15 protein-coding genes and 1 other RNA gene are annotated in these 21542 nt (G+C 34.8%); 12 read left to right on the top strand and 4 right to left on the bottom strand.

The features are described 5' to 3' along the window. The first annotated feature begins 218 nt into the window (after positions 1-218). The 7 genes from ACN5J7_RS11255 (at position 219) to ACN5J7_RS11225 (ending at position 11491) form a co-directional block, all read left to right on the top strand. The gene (locus ACN5J7_RS11255; protein WP_418603966.1) at positions 219-1283 is read left to right on the top strand and encodes an ornithine cyclodeaminase family protein; all 1065 of its coding nucleotides are present in this window, start codon (positions 219-221) and stop codon (positions 1281-1283) included. Between the two features lie 208 nt (positions 1284-1491). Next, positions 1492-2643: an acyl-CoA dehydrogenase family protein gene (locus ACN5J7_RS11250; protein WP_418603965.1), complete on the top strand. Its 1152-nt coding sequence runs from the start codon at positions 1492-1494 to the stop codon at positions 2641-2643. Between the two features lie 7 nt (positions 2644-2650). After that, positions 2651-4219, top strand: coding sequence for an amino acid adenylation domain-containing protein (locus tag ACN5J7_RS11245; protein ID WP_418603964.1), 1569 nt, complete (start codon positions 2651-2653; stop codon positions 4217-4219). Between the two features lies 1 nt (position 4220). After that, a complete protein-coding gene (locus ACN5J7_RS11240) occupies positions 4221-4454 on the top strand; it encodes an acyl carrier protein (protein ID WP_311938069.1) in 234 nt (77 codons plus the stop codon). A 35-nt stretch (positions 4455-4489) separates the two neighbouring features. Then, the gene (locus ACN5J7_RS11235) at positions 4490-8605 is read left to right on the top strand and encodes an amino acid adenylation domain-containing protein (RefSeq protein ID WP_418603963.1); all 4116 of its coding nucleotides are present in this window, start codon (positions 4490-4492) and stop codon (positions 8603-8605) included. A gap of 69 nt (positions 8606-8674) precedes the next feature. Then, positions 8675-9109 (top strand): hypothetical protein, encoded by a 435-nt coding sequence (locus ACN5J7_RS11230; protein WP_418603962.1) that lies wholly within the window; start codon positions 8675-8677, stop codon positions 9107-9109. A 147-nt stretch (positions 9110-9256) separates the two neighbouring features. Next, positions 9257-11491, top strand: a complete 2235-nt coding sequence (locus ACN5J7_RS11225) for a TonB-dependent receptor (protein ID WP_418603961.1) — start codon at positions 9257-9259, stop codon at positions 11489-11491. Between the two features lie 191 nt (positions 11492-11682). Here the strand turns inward: ACN5J7_RS11225 and ACN5J7_RS11220 are convergent, their stop codons facing one another. Both ACN5J7_RS11220 and ACN5J7_RS11215 read right to left on the bottom strand, forming a co-directional pair. Further along, positions 11683-12315 (bottom strand): acetyltransferase, encoded by a 633-nt coding sequence (locus ACN5J7_RS11220; protein WP_418603960.1) that lies wholly within the window; start codon positions 12313-12315, stop codon positions 11683-11685. A 154-nt stretch (positions 12316-12469) separates the two neighbouring features. Then, positions 12470-13504 (bottom strand): glutaminyl-peptide cyclotransferase, encoded by a 1035-nt coding sequence (locus tag ACN5J7_RS11215; protein WP_418603959.1) that lies wholly within the window; start codon positions 13502-13504, stop codon positions 12470-12472. 88 nt (positions 13505-13592) lie between these two features. Here ACN5J7_RS11215 and ffs point away from each other — a divergent pair. Both ffs and ACN5J7_RS11205 read left to right on the top strand, forming a co-directional pair. Beyond that, an RNA gene (gene ffs / locus ACN5J7_RS11210) (signal recognition particle sRNA small type) lies at positions 13593-13691 on the top strand. 150 nt (positions 13692-13841) lie between these two features. Then, the gene (locus tag ACN5J7_RS11205) at positions 13842-14645 is read left to right on the top strand and encodes an SDR family oxidoreductase (protein WP_418603958.1); all 804 of its coding nucleotides are present in this window, start codon (positions 13842-13844) and stop codon (positions 14643-14645) included. Positions 14646-15330: 685 nt separating this feature from the next. Here the strand turns inward: ACN5J7_RS11205 and ACN5J7_RS11200 are convergent. Next, complete coding sequence (locus ACN5J7_RS11200) at positions 15331-17799, bottom strand: outer membrane beta-barrel family protein (RefSeq protein ID WP_311938082.1); 2469 nt, start codon at positions 17797-17799, stop codon at positions 15331-15333. Between the two features lie 103 nt (positions 17800-17902). Between ACN5J7_RS11200 and ACN5J7_RS11195 the strand changes: the two genes are divergently transcribed. Further along, positions 17903-18265 (top strand): CoA-binding protein, encoded by a 363-nt coding sequence (locus ACN5J7_RS11195; RefSeq protein ID WP_418603957.1) that lies wholly within the window; start codon positions 17903-17905, stop codon positions 18263-18265. Here the strand turns inward: ACN5J7_RS11195 and ACN5J7_RS11190 are convergent. Further along, the gene (locus tag ACN5J7_RS11190) at positions 18236-19696 is read right to left on the bottom strand and encodes a sodium:solute symporter (protein WP_311938086.1); all 1461 of its coding nucleotides are present in this window, start codon (positions 19694-19696) and stop codon (positions 18236-18238) included. The two genes, ACN5J7_RS11195 and ACN5J7_RS11190, sit on opposite strands and share 30 nt — an antisense overlap. Positions 19697-19780: 84 nt before the next feature. Between ACN5J7_RS11190 and recR the strand changes: the two genes are divergently transcribed. Both recR and ACN5J7_RS11180 read left to right on the top strand, forming a co-directional pair. Then, positions 19781-20398: a recombination mediator RecR gene (gene recR / locus ACN5J7_RS11185; protein ID WP_311938088.1), complete on the top strand. Its 618-nt coding sequence runs from the start codon at positions 19781-19783 to the stop codon at positions 20396-20398. 6 nt (positions 20399-20404) lie between these two features. Beyond that, entirely contained in the window at positions 20405-21505 is a 1101-nt protein-coding gene (locus ACN5J7_RS11180; protein ID WP_311938090.1) for a glycosyltransferase family 2 protein, read from the top strand. Positions 21506-21542: the final 37 nt, after the last annotated feature.

Genomic DNA, 21542 nt, shown 5'->3' with positions numbered 1-21542 from the left:
ACAGCGCGCTTTTTTTATAAATAAAGCAAAAAAAAATTTTCTTTCTAAAAATATACGTTGAATTACAGTTTTAGACAGTGAAAAGTGCTTAATGTCTTGAAAAAACAACTTCTTGTCGAAACCAATTGGTTACTTAAGTAAAATTGGTTAAAATATTATACATTACAATAAAAAAGCGAATACATTTATTTTGTGTTTGTTAAAAGAGCTATTTGTTTATGGGTAAAATTACAACCTTGTTATTGTCTGCATCAGATGTAAATTTGCTCATGCAAAATTATGGCATTGACCGTTTAATGGACGACTTAATTTTTAGGTTAATCAAAGAATTTGAGAATTTCAATACAACCGATACAGTCATTCCAATTCGGTCTGGATTTAATTATAGTACAGAACATGTGGGCCTTATTGAATGGATGCCTGTCTATAAAAAAGGAGAAGAAGTCGTTATTAAAGTTGTTGGTTATCACCCTAATAATCCAGATAAATTTAATTTACCAACTATTTTATCTACCATTTCATGTTACGATACCAAAACGGGCCACTTAAAAGGTTTGGCCGACGGTGTACTTTTAACGGCACTTCGCACAGGAGCGGCATCGGCGGTAGCAAGTAAATATCTGGCACATCCACAAAGCTCCACTTTAGGGCTCATTGGTTGTGGGGCGCAATCTATTACCCAATTACACGCTATTTCCAGGTTGTTTCCTATTAAAAAAGTGCTCATTTATGATATTGATATTGAAGCTGTAAAATCCTTTGAGAATAGAATTTCTCTGCTAGGATTGGATATAGAGATATTGCCTACGGAAATTGCTGATATTTTAAGCGAGAGTGATATTGTTTGCACAGAAACCTCTGTCAATGTTGGAGAGGGCCCATTGTTTACGGAGTATAAAAACAAGCCGCATCTTCATATTAATGCAATTGGATCAGATTTTCCGGGTAAGATTGAATTGCCTTTAGCTTTGCTTAAAGATGGCTTTGTTTGTCCCGATTTTATCGAACAGGCCAAAAAAGAAGGGGAGTGCCAACAATTAACGGACGACGAAATAGATTCTGATTTATATACCGTTATCCAAAACTACCATAAGTTTAACCATTTAAAAGATGAGTTAACCGTTTTTGATTCTACTGGTTGGGCGTTGGAAGATCAAGTTGTTATGGACTTATTTCTAGATTTAGCCAATGAATTTAAAATTGGCAAGGAAGTATCTCTCGAAAACATAAGCAGCGATGTAAAAAATCCATACCATTTTTTATATCATTCAGTTATCGTTTAAATACACTTTTGGAAACTGTATTAATTGTTAGTGACATGTCTTTATAAAACCGTGGCTTTTTACACTGAACTCTAAAAATTATTTAGATAATTTACTTATATAATTCTTGTTGGTAATACTGAATAAATGTAAATTTAAAAGTTCTGAATTAACAGTTGTCAATTATGTAAGCAATAAAGCATTATTATTTTAACTAAACTTTTTTACGTTGGATTTATCTTGGACAAAAGAACAGCTTGATTATAAAAAGAAGGTGATTGATTTTGCCGAAAAAAACTTAAACAATGCTTTAAGTGACCGTGATAAAGATTGCATTTTTTCTCGTGAAGACTGGGAGAAATGTGCAGGTTTTGGTATACAAGGGCTTGCAAGTCCGCTTGAATATGGTGGCAAAAACAACGAAGTAGATATATTAACGGCAACATTGGCAATGGAAGGTCTGGGTTATGGCTGTAGAGATAATGGATTGCCCTTTAGTTTGAATGCACAAATGTGGACCGTACAATTACCAATAGTGCAATTTGGTTCAGAATTTCAAAAAAACAAATACCTAAAACCAATGGCATTGGCCAAGCTAATTGGATGTCATGGGTTAACCGAAGCCAATGCGGGCTCAGATGTTTTTAATATGGAAACCACAGCCAATAAAGTGGAAGGGGGCTATATTTTAAATGGCAGCAAAAGACTCATAACCTTAGGACCCATTGCAGACATTGCTTTGGTATTTGCAAAAACAAATCCGAAGTTGGGAAAGTGGGGTATAAGTGGTTTCATTGTTGAAAAAGGCACCAGAGGTTTTAGTGTTAGCGAAAACCAACCAAAAATGGGACTGCGTACGGTACCTATTGGTGATTTGGTGTTTGAAGATTGTTTTGTGCCCGAGGAAAACCGACTTGGAAAAGAAGGAGCAGGTTGGAGCATTACCATTACATCTTTAGAATACGACAGATGTAGTATTTTGGCTAGCCAGCTCGGGGCAATGGAATACCAATTAGAGTCCACCATAGCATTTGTTAAAGAAAGAAAACAATTCGGAAAATCTATAGGGGAATTCCAATCGGTTTCAAACCGTATTGCCAACATGAAACTACGTGTTGAAACTTCTAGACTTTTATTATATCAAGTCGCTTGGTTGAAAAGCCAAGGAAAGCCTGCCATGATGGAGACAGCCTTATTAAAATTGCATTTAAGCGAAAGTTTTGTGGCCTCAAGTATGGACGCCATTCGTTGCCATGGCGGTAGCGGATACCTTACCGAGTACGAAATTGAACGGAATTTAAGAGATGCTGTTGGCGGTGTTATTTATGCAGGCACTTCCGATATTCAAAGAAACATCATTTCAAAAACCTTAGGACTTTAATCGCATAATGGAACTATTCACATTAACTGATATTATAAAGAATTCAGCTGATTTTTACCCAAATAATGAGGCTTTTAAATGTGAAGATACATCAGTTTCTTACAAAGAATTAGATGTTAAAACAAGCCAGCTCGCAAAATGTTTAATTGATTCTGGAGTAAAAAAAGGAGATAGGATAGGCATTTATTTAAACAGATGTATTGAAACGGCAATAGCTATTTACGGTATATTAAAAGCAGGTGCTGCGTACGTACCGCTAGATTTTAGCGCACCACACCAAAGGACCCGTTTTTTAATTCATAATTGTAGTATAGCATTTTTAGTAACTTCAAATAAGCAAAAACGAAAAATAGCATCCCTGCTCGATGGTAGTTTATCATTAAAAGGAATAATTGGGCTAACGCATGATATGCCAGTAAAAACCATATCATGGGATATAGTTTTTAATATAAACCTTAAAAATTACCAAGCCACAAAAATTATTGAAGACGATTTGGCTTACGTGATGTTCACCTCCGGCTCGACAGGAACGCCAAAAGGCATCATGCACACACATCGCAGCGGGCTTAATTATGCGAAGTTATCAGCTGATTTGTATCGAATTAATTCAAATGATAGGATAGCTAATCATGCACCAATCAATTTTGATATTTCAACTTTTGGGTATTTTTCAGCACCTTTAGCTGGGGCTTCAACGGTAATAATTACAGATGCTCACACAAAATTCCCGGTAAGTCTTGCCAAATTAATGGAAAAGGAAAAATTAACCATTTGGTATTCCGTTCCTTTAGCATTGGTTCAAATTCTATTAAGTGGCGCCTTGGATAAAATTAATTTGAATAGTCTGCGATGGGTATTGTTTGGAGGTGAGGTTTTTGGGTTAAAATACCTAGAGGAACTCATTAAAAAATGGCCCAATGCAATGTTTTCCAATGTGTACGGCCCTGCCGAAGTTAATCAATGCACATATTTTAATTTTAATTCAATATCAAATGTAAATTCTCATTTACCAATTGGGAAAGTATGGGGTAATACCGAGTTTAAAATACTTGATAATGATGATAAAGAAGTCGTTAAAGGAGAAAAAGGAATATTAGTTATTAGGTCGGGCACCATGATGCAAGGATATTTTAATAACGAATCCCTTACATATCAGTCATTTTACAAAGAACAAAACACGGCAAATTTAGTATTGAAATATTATAGGACTGGAGATGTTGTTTATGAAAATGAAGATAATGATTTGGTTTTTGCAGGCAGAAACGATCGGCAAGTTAAAATTAGAGGATTCAGAATCGAACTTGATGAGATTGAATCCATATTACTTAAACACCCTTCTGTGAAGGAAGGATCGGTTATGGTTGTAGAACGAGAAGATAACAACAGCATGGTTTATGCGGCCATCTTATTATTTCCAGAAACGATTACCTCTAGTACAGAACTCAAGGCGTTTTGTAAGTTGCATTTACCAGTTTACGCTGTACCGGACCAAATACAAATATTCGAAAGTTTACCAAGAACGAGTTCTGAAAAAATAGATAGAAACGCTCTTATAAAACTAATAACAAAGCAATAAAATGGACAAAACAATATTAATTTATATAAAAGAACAATTATTAAATAATGATATTGAAGACGATTTTGATGCCGATGACGACCTTTTAGGTTCCGGTATCTTAGACTCTCTAGGAATGGTACAGCTTATAGCTTTTGTTGAAAAAGAATTTAAAATTGCGGTTTTGCCAGAAGAAATGATTATTGAAAATTTTATGACCGTTAACCACATTGTAAACTATGCTAAATCTAAATAGTATGATATTGCAAAAGGCTTTTAAAATATAGATATATGCACTTAACCAAAAGTCAATTTTCAATATGGATGGGGCAAAAGCTAAACCCCATGTCGCCATTGTATAATATGGCGCATACTTTTGATATTTATGGCGCCATAAATCCTATCGATTTTAAAAGAGCTTTCAAAGCATTAATAGAACAGTCTGATGCGTTGCGCAGTGTTTTTTACGAAATTGATGGAATGCCCCAACAACAAAGTCTACCGGAGTTTCAGTATGAGATGGCAGTTTTGGACTTTTCAAATTTGAATACATCCGAAATTAATAATTGGATAAAAACAAACAGTAAAAAACAATTCGATTTAAGTAAACGCACTTTTGAAACTAAATTGATTAGGGTAAACAGCAATCATTTTATCTGGTTTTTAAATATCCACCACATCGTTACAGATGCTACATCATCAACTATTCTATTTGGTTTAATGAGTGATTTGTATAAGCGCCTCAGTGAAAATGAACATGAGAATTTAAAGCCCATACCGCAATTTGAATCCTATATCAACTTCGAAGCAAAGCATCGTTCTTCACAAAAAAGCAAAGAGGTTAGTGCGTATTGGGAAGAAAAAATCTCTACATTGGAAACTGCTCCAATATTATACGGTAACAAAAACAACTATTCAACTACCAATGCAAAAAGAGTTTTAATTGAACTTGGTTCTAAGCGGTCTAAAAAATTAAAAAGCATTGCACAAATGGCGCAAGTGCGTTGTTGGACACAAGATTTAACCTTATTTAATATATTTCTTAGCATTCTTTTTGTTTACATTTATAGGATTAGCAGACAAAATAAGCTGGCAATTGGCGCACCCACACATAACAGACCCAGTAAGAATTTTAAAAATACTTCGGGACTTTTTATTGAGTTTTTTCCTTTAATAACAGGCGTTCAACCGAACGATACCTTTATGGAGGTTTTGCAGCGCGTTAAGTTGGAAACCAACTCCTATTTACGCAATGCACAACCTGGAATGTCTAATGCTGCTTTAAACAAAAGCTATAGTGTTGTTCTTAATTTTATTAATGCAAATTTCTCGGATTTTAATGGTATACCTACGCAATCACAATGGATTCATCCCGATCACATTGATGCCACACACGATTTAAGGTGTCATGTTTATAACACGCATGCAGAAAGTGAGTTGTCTTTGTTTATGGATTTTAATGAGGCGGTTTTTAGTGCTGAATTATGCGAGAAAGCCCCAACGCATTTTCTAAATGTTTTGGATGCATTTATAGATGAAATCAATCAGCCTATTCAACAAAAGTGTTTGGTTACAACTGATGAAAAAGGGGTATATGTGACTAAAGAATTGCAGGCTACAAACCCATACATTTCAATTTTAGAAACTTTTGAAAAACAGGTAAAAAACACTCCAAATGCTATTGCGCTTCAATATAAAAACGAAACGTTAACTTATAACGGTTTAAATAAAAAAGCAAATCGGTTAGCACATTATTTAAATAAACAAGGTGTGGTTCAAGGCAATAAAATTGCTATTTATAATTATAGAAATTCAGACTATATTATTAGTGTTTTGGCAGTAAATAAATTAGGAGCGGCTTTTGTACCTATTGCTTCAAATCAGCCTTCAGAACGCATTGATTTTATAATTTCAAATTCAAATTGCACTTGTGTTTTAACGAATAATGAGTTGAAAAGCAATTTAGGTGCAGTTGAAGTTCCAATAGTAGATACATCATCAATTAAAGAAAATTTAGCAGATCAATCATCTGAAAATTTAGGTGTTAATCAAGTTGAAAACGGACTCGCTTACGCGCTTTATACATCGGGTTCTACAGGAAACCCAAAAGGTGTTTTAATTTCAAATAAAGCCTTGTCAAATTATATATTTTGGGCTAAAGATTATTATAATTTTTCCAATACATCTGCTTTTGCGCTTTGTACTTCAATAGGATTCGATTTAACCATAACATCAACCTTTTTGCCTTTAATAAGTGGTGGAAGAATTGTGGTTTATAAAGAAAACACTACTGGTCCAGATACGGCAATTTTAGATGTAATTAAAGATAACCTTGTTGATATCATTAAACTAACGCCTTCCCATTTAAACCTTTTTAAAGATAAAGATTTAACAGATTCAGCTATCGAGAAAATAATAGTTGGAGGTGAAGACTTTAAAGTGAATCTAGGAATATCCATAAAAAAAGCATTCGGAAATCGCATTAAAATTTTTAATGAATACGGTCCAACTGAAGCCACTGTAGGATGTATTGTTGCTGAATTCAATTCAGAAAATCATAATGAAAGTTCAGTACCCATTGGGGTGCCCATTTCAAATATGCATGCCTATATTTTAGATGATTACCAAAATTTAGTACCAAAAGGTGTAATTGGAAATTTGTATTTAAGTGGCAATAGTTTAGCGGATGGGTATTTGGGATTGGAAGGATTAACAAAAGAAAAATTTATTGATAATCCTTTTGTAAAAGGACTAAAAATGTATGATACTGGCGATTTAGCACGATTAAATGATGCTGGAGAATATGAATATTTGGGTCGGGTAGATGAGCAGGTTAAACTACGTGGTTACAGAATTGAGTTAACCGATATTGAATCTAATTTAAATGCTATTGATGGCATAGAAAATTGCGCTGTTGTTTTATCCGAAAGCAATAAAATAAAGATTGCCGAAGCAGATGTTATAAACTGCACAGATTGCGGATTACCTTCAAACTATCCGAATAGCGATTTTGATGAAAACGGTGTTTGCCATTTATGCAACGCGTTTAAAGGGTATAAAGAAAAGACTGAAAAATATTTTAAAACTGAAGCCGAATTAAAAGCAATTTTAACTACAAACAAGGGCAATAATTCAACTTACGATTGTTTATCGCTGTTAAGCGGTGGAAAAGATAGTACTTATATTTTGGCGCAATTGGTAGGTATGGGCCTAAAGGTTTTGGCGTTTACCTTAGATAATGGTTACATCTCAGAGCAAGCTATTGGCAATGTAAAACGCATTGTTGAAAAACTTGGAGTTGACCATGTTTTTGGAACTACAGAACACATGAACGCCATTTTTATAGATAGCTTGAACCGTCATAAAAACGTGTGTAATGGTTGCTTTAAAACTATTTATACACTTAGTACCAAAATAGCCTTGGAAAAGCAAATTCCGTTTATCGTTACAGGTTTGTCACGCGGGCAATTTTTCGAGACACGACTAACCGAAGAGCTCTTTTGGGATGAAGATTTAGATGTTAAAAAAATTGATGATACCATTTTAGAAGTTAGAAAATTATATCACAGAGAAGAAGATGCGGTAAAAGATTTATTAGATGTATCCATGTTTGAAGACGACGAAGTTTTTGATAAAGTTCAGTTCGTGGATTTTTACAGATATTCCGATGTAAGTTTGGAAGATATGCTTACGTATTTAGATGAAAAAGTAGGTTGGATAAGACCAACTGATACGGGCCGATCCACAAATTGCCTCATCAATCAAGTGGGTATTCATGTGCATAAAAAAGAAAAAGGCTATAGTAATTATTCGTTTCCGTATAGTTGGGATGTGCGCTTAGGGCACAAAACCCGAGACGAAAGTCTTGAAGAAATCAATGAATATATTGATGAAGTTGAAGTAAAACGTATTATGGAAGAAATTGGTTATGAAGAATCTGATGCTTTTAAAAATGATGAAAAACTGGTGGCCTATTACACCGGTGATGCATCCGTTTCGGTAAAAGAGCTAAAAGAGCGATTGTCAAAAAGATTGCCAAATTATATGGTCCCTTCTAACTTTAAGCATTTAGATAACATGCCGCTTACCAAAAACGGAAAAGTAGATAAAAAAACACTGCGAAGTTTTAATACCGAGCAATTGGAACTTGCAACCACCTATGTGGCCCCTAGAAATGAAATAGACGAGCTTATTGAAGATATTTGGAAAGATGTACTGCGTTTAAATAAAATTGGTATTCACGATAATTTTATTGCTTTAGGTGGCCATTCATTGGCAGCAATACGTGTTACTTCGAGGTTAAATGAAGAGTTGGGTATGGAAATTCCGCTCAATAAAGTGTTCAATCTGCCAACCATTAAAGCATATTCGGACTATTTAGAGCAAACCATGTTAGAATTATTATAAAAAAATTAAAACCACTAGTGGTAAAATTCCGTAGGTATTGAAAACAAATAATGCTATTGTATTATAAAAGTGAAAACAGTTAAAGCACATATTATTAAATTTACAGCCATCGCCATTAGCGTTATGTATATTTTTATGCCTTTGCATAAAGAGGTTAAATACGTTTTGCACAGTATTTCCCATGCCTTGGAAATGCCCGATAATTTAATATCGCACCATCATAACGAGAACCTAAACTATAAATTTAAAGCATCTACAAACAGGTATCACGAGCATAACATACTGGATTTATTGGATGGTTTATCAGACGCAAATAGCAACACCAAAAACCAAAACTTACCAAATGTAGTCGATATTAAAATCGATAAACATTTTCATAATTCCAAATTCAATATTCAAGAATTAGCCGTAACCAAATCATCACCAGTTATAGATTCTTATAAAGAAAAAGTAAAAGCGCTTTTTTACGTAAAACTTAAAATACCTCCTCAAAAATATTCTTAACGGCATTGTTTAAAAAATCATTACAACTTTTTGTAACGGAATTACATGCTGTCCTTCAAAACATTTCAATCTATTATAATATAAACAGTTACGCATGTTTTGCCCTTACTTTTGTTTGGGAACGTGCTATGACAAAAAAATTAGATAATGAAAAAACATATATTTCTCTATATGCTTTTAGCTGTTTTTAGCAGTGTAAAAGCTCACGAATTAAGCGGTATTATTACATCAGAAGATAATAATAAACCATTACAAGGCGTTGGGGTTTACAATAAAACCACAGGCGCATATACATATACCAATGTTTCTGGCTATTTTGAGTTAGATGATATTTCGGAAAACGATATCATCTACTTTTATCAATTGGGTTACGAAAACCAACAACTCGTTATTGTTAAAAAGCATTTAGATAGCGAAATCAATATCTCATTAAAAATATCTTCAGCGTCTTTAGATCAGGTTTTAATCGTTTCAAAAGTAAACGTATTAAGTAATTTTGTTAATGTTGATTTAAAAACAAGTCCTGTAAAATCATCGCAAGAAATACTGAGAAAAATTCCGGGATTAATTATTGGTCAGCATGCTGGCGGCGGAAAAGCAGAACAAATATTTTTACGGGGTTTTGATATAGACCACGGCACCGACATAGCTATTGATGTTGATGGTATGCCAGTAAACATGGTGTCGCACGCCCACGGTCAGGGCTATGCCGATATGCACTTTATTATCCCCGAAACCATTGAAAATATCGATTTTGCAAAAGGTGCTTATTATGCCGATAAAGGTAATTTTAACACGGCTGGATATGTTGATATTAATACAAAAAGAACCATAAAGGATAACATCGTTTCGGTTGAAGCTGGCCAGTACAATACGTTACGTGCGTTAAGTATGTTAAAAATTGTTGATGAAGAAAATAGTAAGGCTTATTTAGCTTCAGAACTAATGCTATCCGACGGCGTTTTCGAGTCGCCACAAAACTTCAACCGTATCAATGTCATGGGGCGTTATAATTTCAATAATTATACCGACCAAGAATTTAACATGGCCATTTCACATTTTCAAAGTAAATGGGATGCCTCGGGGCAAATTCCCGTGCGCGCTGTTGAAAGCGGAATAATAGGTAGGTTTGGCGCTATAGATGACACCGAAGGCGGAAACACCAGCCGAAGCAATTTTTGGATAAACCACAACAAACAGTTGGATGAGCATTCATTAATAAAATCATCGGCTTATCTTTCAAAATACGATTTCGAATTGTTTTCAAACTTCACCTTCTTTTTAGAAGACCCTGCAAATGGCGATCAAATCCATCAAAAGGAAGACCGAACCATTATAGGTGCGAAAACAGCTTACGAGCATTCGTTTCATCTTGACGACCACGATGCCCAATTAAAATATGAGTTAGGAGTTGGTTTTAGGTATGATGATGTAAACGATGTGCAATTATCGAGAACTTTAAATAGGCAAACTATTTTGGAACGATTGGCGTATGGAAATATTGATGAGCTAAACGGATTTGCATTTGGGCATATAACCTACAAAATAAATAAATGGACATTCAACCCGGGTTTGCGCTTAGACTATTTTAATTTCGATTACGAAAATTTACTGACCACAACCTACGACAATAAAAGTGAAAATAAATTTTTGGTTAGTCCAAAACTGAATGTTATTTATGCCGCATCCCCAAAATTGCAAGTTTTTGCAAAAACTGGTTTGGGCTACCACTCAAACGATACCAGAGTGGTTACGGCAAATAACGGCAAGAAAATTTTACCAACCGCTTTTGGTACCGATATTGGGGTAATAATGAAACCCGTTGACCGATTGGTAATTAATGCGGCGTTATGGAGTTTGTTTTTGCAACAGGAATTTGTGTACGTGGGCGATGCGGGAATCGTGGAACCCAGTGGAAAAACCGAGCGTTATGGTGTAGATTTTGGTTTGCGCTACCAACTTACCGATGGCCTGTTTTTTAATACCGATATTAACTACACTTATGCCAGAAGTAGCGATGACCCAAGTGGCGAGAACTATATTCCGTTGGCACCGGATTTAACTTCTTCGGGTGGTTTAAGCTTTAGGGATTTAGGTAACTTTTCTGGTGGATTGAGTTATAGGTATATAAAAGACCGTCCGGCAAACGAGGACAATTCTATCGTGGCCGATGGCTATTTTATAACCGATTTTAATTTGAATTACAACCATAAAAACTGGACTTTTGGTGTAATAGTCGAAAATTTATTTGATAGTGAATGGAACGAAACCCAGTTTGCAACCGAAAGCCGATTGTTTAACGAACCAGATGCTGTTGAGGAAATTCATTTTACACCCGGAAGCCCTTTCTTTTTAAGAGGAAAAATATCGGTTAGATTTTAGATTTAAAGCACAACTATTTAAAATTAAAGAGGTTGTATGAAAAGTTAATTTCTACTCTAAATGTCACATTGAGCGTAGTCGAAATGTTTTGGTTTTCGGAACATTGAAACTTCGACTGCGCTCAGTTTGACATAGGATAATCACTTTTTAGGTAACCTCTTTGCTTTCAGTTTTTGGCCCAACCGTTTAGATTAAAAACCGGTGTTCATTTTTATCACTCTTCCTGGATTACCCACCACAATAGAATAATCTGGAACATCTCTAATTATCACAGCACCAGCCCCAATTACGCACCATTTCCCTACTTTAATTTCTGGTATAATTACTGCGCCTGCGCCAACATGGGTGCCTTCTCCAATTTCAACCAAACCACACAGTGTGGCGTTAGGTGATATATGTACGAAGTCTTCAATAATATTATCATGATCCACACTTGCAAGGGTATTAATTATAACATGATTGCCAATTGTTGTATTTGGTTGTATGGCAGCTCCTGCGTAAACTACTGTGCCTTGACCAATTTTTACACTGGAATCTATAATTGCCGAGCCATGTATGGCTTTTGAATACTCACTTTTTAAAAATTTTGAAACCTCATATCTTTGCTTGTTGTCACCAATGGCAATGATAAATGGGTCGCCTTTATGCGGAAAACCATTGGCCCTTTTCCTTGAGCTTATAATTATGTTATCAAAATTCGGATGACTTAAAGCTGGATCATCATCAAAAACATCTGTAACAGAAATTCCATTATGAATCAGTATTGATTTAATAATTTGAGAATGCCCACCAGCACCGTATAATCTAATTTTGCTATAGCTCACTATTTATATCGAATTGCGATTGTTTAAAAATATCTATTATATAATCTTTAAAACATGATAATTGTTAGTTGTAAACATTAAGCTTAAATTATAAAAAGTGTTAATTCTTTAATGAGTCTTCATCCTAATTAGATTATAGTTGTTGAAATAAAAATTATTTCTCAACAACCTCAACCTCAAACAATTTATCCCAACGTTTGCCTGTAACAAATATAGTTTTAGTTTTTGGATTGTAGGCAATGCCGTTTAAAACATCTAATTTATCGTGTTGGGCTACCTTTTTCTTAAGTGATGAAAAATCTATCACACCAACCACAGCACCGTTTTTAGGGTTTATAATGGCCACACCATTTTTTTGGTAAATGTTAGCGTAGATCTGACCATTAATCCATTCCAATTCATTAATACGCCCTATTTTACCTTTGTTTGTATACACTTGAATATAATCCTGCTCTACCAAAGTATCAGGATCTAGCAGCCATATTTTTTCGGTGCCATCGCTTTTATAAATCATGTTATCGTCATTGCACAACCCCCAACCTTCTTTACTGTTACCGTATTTAAAACTACTTAATTTATCGAACGTGTTAACATCGTAAACAAAACCGATATCCTCTTGCCATGTGAGTTGGTAAATTTTGTTATTTAAAATGGTTAACCCTTCACCAAAATACGCGTCGGCCAGATTTATATTTTTAATTACATTACCGGTTTTATAATCTACTTTTCTAAGTTTCGATTCTCTGTATTGTCCGGTGCTTTCGTAAATGGTGTCGTTAAAAAACTCAATGCCCTGGGTGTACGACGTAATATCGTGCGGAAATTCATTTATAATACGAAACGTGTAAATTTTTGGAGTTTCGTTATTTAAAATAGTAACATTTGTATTGGTTGTTTGCTTTTGGTTATTGAAATACACCGTAGCTTCAACCGTGTATTTTCCCAATTTATGATTGCTTAAATCAAAAGCTTCACCAATGGCTTTTCCGTTTAAAGTATATGAAACCGAATCGATAACATGATTTTTTTTGTTTTCTAAAGAAAGGTTTAAAGTTTCGGATATTGAAATATTGCCTTTTTCTGCATTCGTTGTAATAGAAAATTCACTTTTTTTCTGACCGGAATTAGACCCGCAAGATGCCATGATTAAGCTTAAAAACATGAATGTGAGTGCTTTGGATGTATTCATTTTACGCTATAAATTTAGACCAAGATATTTATTTAAAAACAGTATAAAAAATTATTGTGAAAATTTTAAAAGGTTGTATCTTTGCAGTCGGCAAGTCCTACACAACCAGCTCCTGTTGAATCCTCCAGGGCGGGAACGCAGCAAAGGTAAATGGTCGTAGCGGTGTGATGTAGGTAGCTTGCCTTTTTTTGATTATTCTGAATCCTTTCCAAAAGAAAGGACTTTTAATATACCGATTAAGATTTGTTAGTGGAAATACTAGCAAATCTTTTTTCATTTATGCTCTTTATATCGATTTCATTATTAATTTTACCTTTTTAATTATTCATTCGTTTTTATGTCTAAAGTTGTTTTAATAACAGGGGGTTCCTCGGGAATAGGAAAATCAGTTGGCGAGTATTTAACCCAAAAAGGATTTGTTGTTTATGGCACCAGCAGAAACCCAGAAAACTACAAAAACAGTGCGTTCTCAATATTGAAACTAGATGTTAAAAATAATGATACCATAAGGGAAACCGTAAACACCATTATTAAAAACGAAGGTAAATTAGACATCCTTATCAACAACGCCGGCGCGGGCATAACGGGGCCTATTGAAGAAATCCCCGAAGCTGAAATTAAAGCCAATTTCGATACCAATTTTTTTGGACCCATAAATGTAATTAAAGCTATATTGCCACAAATGCGCAAACAGCAATCGGGTTTAATAATAAATATTACCTCTATTGCTGGTTATATGGGCTTGCCGTATCGCGGGGTATACAGTGCCAGTAAAGGTGCTTTGGAAATTTTAACCGAAGCGTTTAGAATGGAGTTGAAAGATTTTAATATTAACATGACCAATGTGGCCCCCGGAGATTTTGCTACCAATATAGCGGCAGGCAGATATCACGCGCCACTTTTAGATGGTTCGCCCTATAAAAAACCATACGGTAATACTTTGAAATTAATGAATGAACATGTCGATTCCGGCAGTAATCCAAACATGATGGCAGAAGCCATTTATAAAATTATAAATACAAAACATCCGAAGGGCCATTATAAAGTAGGGGAGTTTATGCAAAAATTTTCTATAGTGCTTAAAAAAATCCTTCCCGATAAAGTTTACGAAAAACTATTGATGAACCATTATAAACTTTAAAAGCTTTTGAATGGTCTTTAAGGCCTCCATTTCTACAAAAAACAAAAGGATGGCAACTGCAATTCCGAATGTAAAATAAAGAACCCAAAACAATACGTTTTGGGTTCTTCAGCTATTAACCACCATTAATTTGTAATGAATACAAACTTATATATATGACGTGAAAAACTAATTTTTATTATATTTTTTAACATCTTTAACACAAGAAACTCGAAATTTAATTTCGAGTTTCTATTTTTTACACACTAAGCAATTTACATGTTTTTTAATGACGACTAATTCAAATAAAAAAAACTTTATGGTTAGCGCTTACTATTTTGACGTATTATTTTTTAATTCATTACACAGAGAATCAATGTTTTAACTGTTTTGCATAAAAAAAACTCGAAATTAAATTTCGAGTTTTCTAATCATACGAATCTTTGATTGACGAAAATTTTATTAAATGAAGGTGACTAACTCTTAAAATAATTATTTTTCGTGTGATTGTATGGGCATATAACGAATGGTTTTTGTGTTTATTGTATTGATTGTCTGTTTTTTAACATTTTTAACATTTTTTTTTAAATGTATTAACAGTTTAGTAGACAAAAACCCAAAAGAGATATCCTTTGGGTTTTCTTATTTAATAACCGTGCAATAACACTAACCATCAACTATCCTGCAAGTCATTAAATGTTATGTTTTAAAGGAAACCTCCGCCACCGGATTTTGTATTATCATCACGGTTTTTACGCGATTTGGCACGGTATTTACCGCCACCAAAGCGGTACGATAAACTTGCTTGTACGGTGTGGCTCTCCCAGTTGAACTGACCGTTCTGTACAAAAGGCTTTGTGCCTTCAAAAGCAAATTTCATGGTGTTTAAAACATCATTGAAGTTTAAACTAAATGAGCCTTTGCCTTTGGCAAAACTTACACGAGACCCCAGATTTATAAAATACATGGGTTTCATATCAAACTGTAGCGTTTTGTTTTTTCCTCTGTAAAAACCAAAGGCCGTAAAACTTAGGGTATTGCTCACTTTAAAATTATTGAACATTCTAAAGTTCCAAGCTACATTGTCAACTTCATCAATATTGGTTTCAATATCATCAATAGTGGCTGTTTCAATAGGCGCTGTTAAGGTTTCGGCTATACCTTTTTGTGTTTGCGAGTACAAATCGAAACTTCCGTTTATGCTCCACCATTTAGTTGGTCGGTAATTTGAAGATAATTCAATCCCGTAAGCCGAGGTATCATCAAAATTATCATGGGTTAAAATAATACGTCCGGAATTTACATCGGTTCTATCAATAAACAGGGCTCTGTTAATTTCATCTGAAATAATTCTGTAAAAAACACCTCCGGTTACGCTTCCTTTTCTGTTATTTAAAGTTCTGGTGTAATTGGCTTCAACCGAATTTGTAAACTGTGGACGCAAATCGATATTTCCAAAAGAAGAAATTAAAGGTGTGCTCCACTCTTTAATTGGGTTTACTTGCCCAATGCCTGGGCGGTCTACACGACGGCTATAACTAAATTGATACGAATTCTTTTCTGATGGCGAATAGGTGATAAAAGCCGATGGATAAAACTCAAAATAATCATTTTTAAACGCCTCGGTACTTGCAGCTTCAGACGATAGTGCCAAGGCGTCCTCCTTTACATTTTCAGTGCGCAGACCTATTTGATAGGTCCATTTATCAAGTTTTTTGCTAAAGGTGGCGTAAGCGGAATAAATATCCCGGGTATAATCAAAATCGTTGTTTGGTGTCGGTCTTAAAACACCTTGGGCGTTTAAAGTTTGACCCGTTGATGAATAGGCGATATCCGAATTAAACAAACGTGCCTGTAAGCCCAATTCCAGTTTTGTGGTTTCAGATAACGGGTTAACATAATCTAAATTTACCGTGGTGCTTTTTCTGTCGGTATTATTAAAATCCTTATAATCTTCATTTGAGCCTAGTAGAAATTTAAAATCTGCTGGGGTGTCATCCTCAAACGTATTGTAATCCACTTCTAACTCAATATTATGGCCATCTTCTAAAAAATCATGCACATAGTTAAAATTGTACTGCGATGACATGTTATCGCTTTCGGCAAGGAAAATTTGATTTTGGTCAAACGACGGATTGCTGTAAAACAACGCTTCAGTTTCGCCTTCGGTACTGCTATTGGATGTGTTTTGCGTGGTGAAAAACGACATGGTGTTCTTGTCATCCAAATAAAAATCCAAGCCTAATTTATACAAATGCGATTGCCTTTTATCTAAAAACTTAAAGAATTGCTCCGAGTTATTCTCAGGTCTTTCAACATTTCCGCGGTTTCTGTTTTTTGAGATATTATTGCTGTAACTCCCATATAAATTTAACTTTCCGTTGCGGTAATTCATGTTTAAGGCACTATTGAATTTAGCTTCTTTTTCATGGCTTAACCCCAAGCTTAAGTTACCGTTAAAACCTATCATGGTATTTTTATGAAGCACGATATTTATAATGCCGCTCATACCTTCGGGATTGTATTTGGCTGAAGGATTGGTGATTAACTCAATAGATTTTATGGCTGTTGAAGGAATTTGTTTAAGCAACTGCGCCGTTGGAATGTTTGATAGTTTACCATCAACCATAACACGTACATTTTGGTTACCGCGTAAACTAATATCGCCCGTTTGGGCATCGACGCTAACCGATGGAATACCAACCATAAGCTCTGATGCGCTACCTGTTGCCGCTAAATCCTTACCAATGGTAATTACTTTTCGGTCTACTTTTTGTTGAATTGTAGAGGTTTCGGCCAAAACCGTAACGGCATCTAAACCTTCGGCTTCTTCTTCTAAATGAATGTCACCAATATTGACTTTGTAGTTGCCTTTGCCAATGGTAATGTCTTTGGTAATGGTTTTGTATCCTATATATTGAATACTCAATTTGATATTGCCTTCGGCCACTTTATCAATCTCGAAAGTGCCATCTTCTAAGGTAATACCGCCAGTTAAAATTTCGCCTGCCGTGTTTTTTATAATAACATTTACATACGGTATGGGTTGTTTTAACTTTGCGTCTAAGACTTTACCTGAGATTGTACCCGTTTTGTCGGCATCATTTCCAGGATCTGTGTGTGCTTGTGTAGTAATCGCGAATAGTAATAAACACGCTAAGAATAAGTTTTTCATTTTGATTGGTTATTTTTTTGATTGATTAAAAGTAATACTGTGTAGACGTGTAGATTTAAATACTGTTACTATATTTAACAAAACTTAACATCTTTTTAACATTATGAGTAAGAAAACACTAGTGATCGGCGCTTCGGTAAAACCAGATAGGTATTCAAATTATGCCATTCGAAAGCTTGTAAATAAAGGGCATAACGTTGTATCTTTTGGGCTTGAAGCGGGTACGGTTGCGGGAGTACAGATTGATACACAACTACAACCATACGATAATATACATACCATTACACTGTATTTAAACCCCAAACGGCAAGAAGCGTATTATGATTATATAGTGTCCTTAAAACCCGAGCGCGTGATTTTTAATCCGGGGACGGAAAATTATGAGTTTTATGAAATTTTAAAAGAAAACCATATTGGTTATGAGACAGCTTGCACTTTAGTCCTTCTTTCTACTAATCAATATTAAGCCCAAATATGTGATGATGCCGTTGAGTGGTAAAATTTCCCAATGAAATTTATAAGCTCCTAAAACACTTTCCGGTAACGATGTAATGGCAAGGCTTAATGTTATGGATAACAACGCAACAATCCACGCATATTTGTCTTTAATTTCACGTTTGGTTAAAATACCAAAAGCGAATAGACCTAAAAGCGGCCCATAAGTGTAGGTAGCAAATTTGAATAAGTTGCTTACCACGTTGCCCTCCAAATTGTTAAATACAATAACCACGATTATTAATAACAACGAAACGCCAACATGAACTTTTTTACGCAGCGGTTTTTGCTCTGCTTCGGGTCTTTTTTCAATGTTTAAAAAATCTACCGAAAACGAGGTGGTCAATGAGGTTAACGCACTATCTGCGCTACTATAAGCAGCCGCAATTAACCCGATAAGAAAGGTAATGGATAGCGCATTACCCAAACCTTGATTCATGGCAATTTCCGGGAACAGCAAATCGGTACGTGTAATTTCGTTTACAACCGGTATTTGCAAGTTGAATTTATCGGCATAAATAAACAGCAAAGCACCAAGTGATAAAAAGGCGAAATTTACAACAATAACTAAGGTAGCCATGGTAAACATGTTTTTCTGGGCGTCCTTTTGGTTTTTACACGTTAGGTTTTTTTGCATCATATCTTGGTCCAAACCCGTCATGGCAATCGCTATGAATATACCTCCAATAAAGTATTTCCAGAAATAAGTGGTCGCATAGGGATCATCAAAAAAGAAGATTTGACTTTTAGCAGAAAACGATTCAGATTTCAGCATACTGATTAAGGTAAAATCCAATTTTTGGTTTATCAAATAAATACCAACACCCACCGAAACGAGCATCGCCAAGGTTTGCAAAGTATCGGTCCAGATAATCGTTTTTATACCGCCTCTATTGGTGTACAGCCATATTAATAAAATGGAAACCACAACGGTTAACCAAAACGGCACACCGAGCTTTTCAAAAACAATATACTGCATCGATAAAGCCACTAAATACAGCCGGAATGAAGCACCGGTTACCCTAGAAAGCAAGAAGAAAAAAGCCCCGGTTTTATAACTTACTTTACCAAATCGCTGCTCTAAATATTGATAAATTGACGTTACATTTAGTTTGTAATACAACGGAAGCAATATTAATATGATAAATAAATATCCTACAAAAAACCCGAAAACACCTTGCATATAGGCAAATTGCTGGCCGCCAATCATCCCCGGAACCGAAATAAACGTTACACCGGAAAGCGATGCCCCAATCATTCCAAAAGCCACCAAATACCACGGCGATTGCTTTTTGGCCTTAAAAAAAACGTCGTTACTATCGTCTTTTCCAGTTAGATATGAAATTAAAATAAGTAAGCCAAAATAGGCAGCAATAAGTAGAAGGATTTGTGTTGCGGTCATAAAAACAATTTTTCAAGTGCCAAATTACGTAAAAGTTGATAAGATTATAAAACAAGTTCAGAATAAATAGTAAATTCGCAACCTATGGAGTTTTCTTCAAAATTGTTAGAACGGGCCGTAAACGAAATGTCGCAATTACCAGGAATTGGTAAACGTACCGCATTGCGTTTGGTTTTGCATTTATTAAGGCAGCCTAAAGAGCAAACCACTGCACTGTCGCAAGCATTACAGAATATGCGCAGCACCATAAAGTTTTGTGAATTCTGCCACAATATTAGTGATTTCAATCTATGCGAAATATGTGCCAATCCCAACAGAAATGAAACTATTATTTGTGTGGTTGAAGATGTTAAAGATGTAATGGCCATTGAAAACACCAGTTCATTTAAAGGGTTATACCATGTTTTGGGCGGAAAAATTTCGCCAATGGATGGCATTGGACCACATGATTTGAATATTGAAACCTTAGTAAAAAAAGTAAAACAAGGCGTGGTTAAAGAACTTATTTTTGCGTTAAGTTCAACGATGGAAGGCGATACCACCAATTTTTATATTTACAAACAAATTCAGGATTATAACGTTATCACATCAACTATAGCGCGAGGTATTTCGGTTGGTGATGAGTTGGAATATGCCGATGAGATTACCCTAGGAAGAAGTATCGTAAATAGGATTCCGTTTGAAACCTCTTTAAAATTATAATTTCATTTGAAGCTCTCAGTTGTAATTTTAAACTATAATGTGCGCTACTTTTTAGAACTCTGTCTAAAAAGTGTGCAAGCCGCTATTGCCGAAATTGAAGCAGAAATTATTGTAGTTGATAATAATTCTGAAGACGATAGTTGCAACATGGTAAGTGCATTGTTTCCTGAGGTGAAACTCATAAAAAATAAAGAGAATTTTGGTTTTTCAAAAGGAAATAACATTGGCGTTTCTCAGGCTACAGGCGAGTATATTTGCATATTAAACCCTGATACAGTCGTTGCAGAAGATACATTTAACAAGATTCTTGATTATGTACAAACAAAAGAAAAATTTGGCATCGTAGGGTGTAAATTAATAAACGGTGCAGGAGATTTTTTACCGGAAAGCAAGCGAAATGTTCCGTATGTAAATGCCGCTTTCAAAAAATTGCTGGGTAATTCAAAAGACTATTATGCGAATCGTTTAAATGAAAATGAAACGGGCAAAGTCGATGTGTTGGTCGGGGCGTTTATGCTTGTAAAACGCGATGTGTACAATGCGGTAAATGGTTTTGACGAAGATTATTTTATGTACGGCGAAGACATCGATTTATCATATAAAATGCTAAAGACTGGTTACCAAAATTACTATTTTGGAGACACTACGGTTATCCATTTTAAAGGCGAAAGCACTTTAAGGGATAAATATTATGCACGTCGTTTTTATGGCGCCATGCAAATATTCTACAAAAAGCATTTTAAGAAAAACATACTGTTCGATATGCTCGTCTGGCTTGGTGTAAGGTTGGTTTATATTCTCAGAAAAACACCGGTAAAAAAGGTGGTGCCTATTGAAAAATATGTGTTAGTTTCTAATCAAATCAATGAAAAGCTTAAATTTGTATTGCAAAAAGAGATAACTTTAAAATCAGATTTAAGAAATATTCAAAAATTTACAGAAGTTATTTTTGATGCCAAAGCATTAGGTTATAAAAAGATTATTGAAATGATTGAAGAAGGTGTAAACAACGAACCTGTCACCTATAAAATTTTATCGGAAAACTCCAATTTTATATTGGGGAGTGACGATGTTATCAGTAGAGGAGAAGTTATTATTTTAGAATAATGATTTTGTAAATAATTTAAAAAAATCAATCATTTTT

The organism is Hwangdonia sp., from assembly GCF_048381975.1.
GTDB classification, from domain to species: domain Bacteria; phylum Bacteroidota; class Bacteroidia; order Flavobacteriales; family Flavobacteriaceae; genus Hwangdonia; species Hwangdonia seohaensis.
The sequence above is the reverse complement of the archived record's forward strand: the minus strand, read 5'-3'. Positions and strand labels throughout refer to the sequence as shown.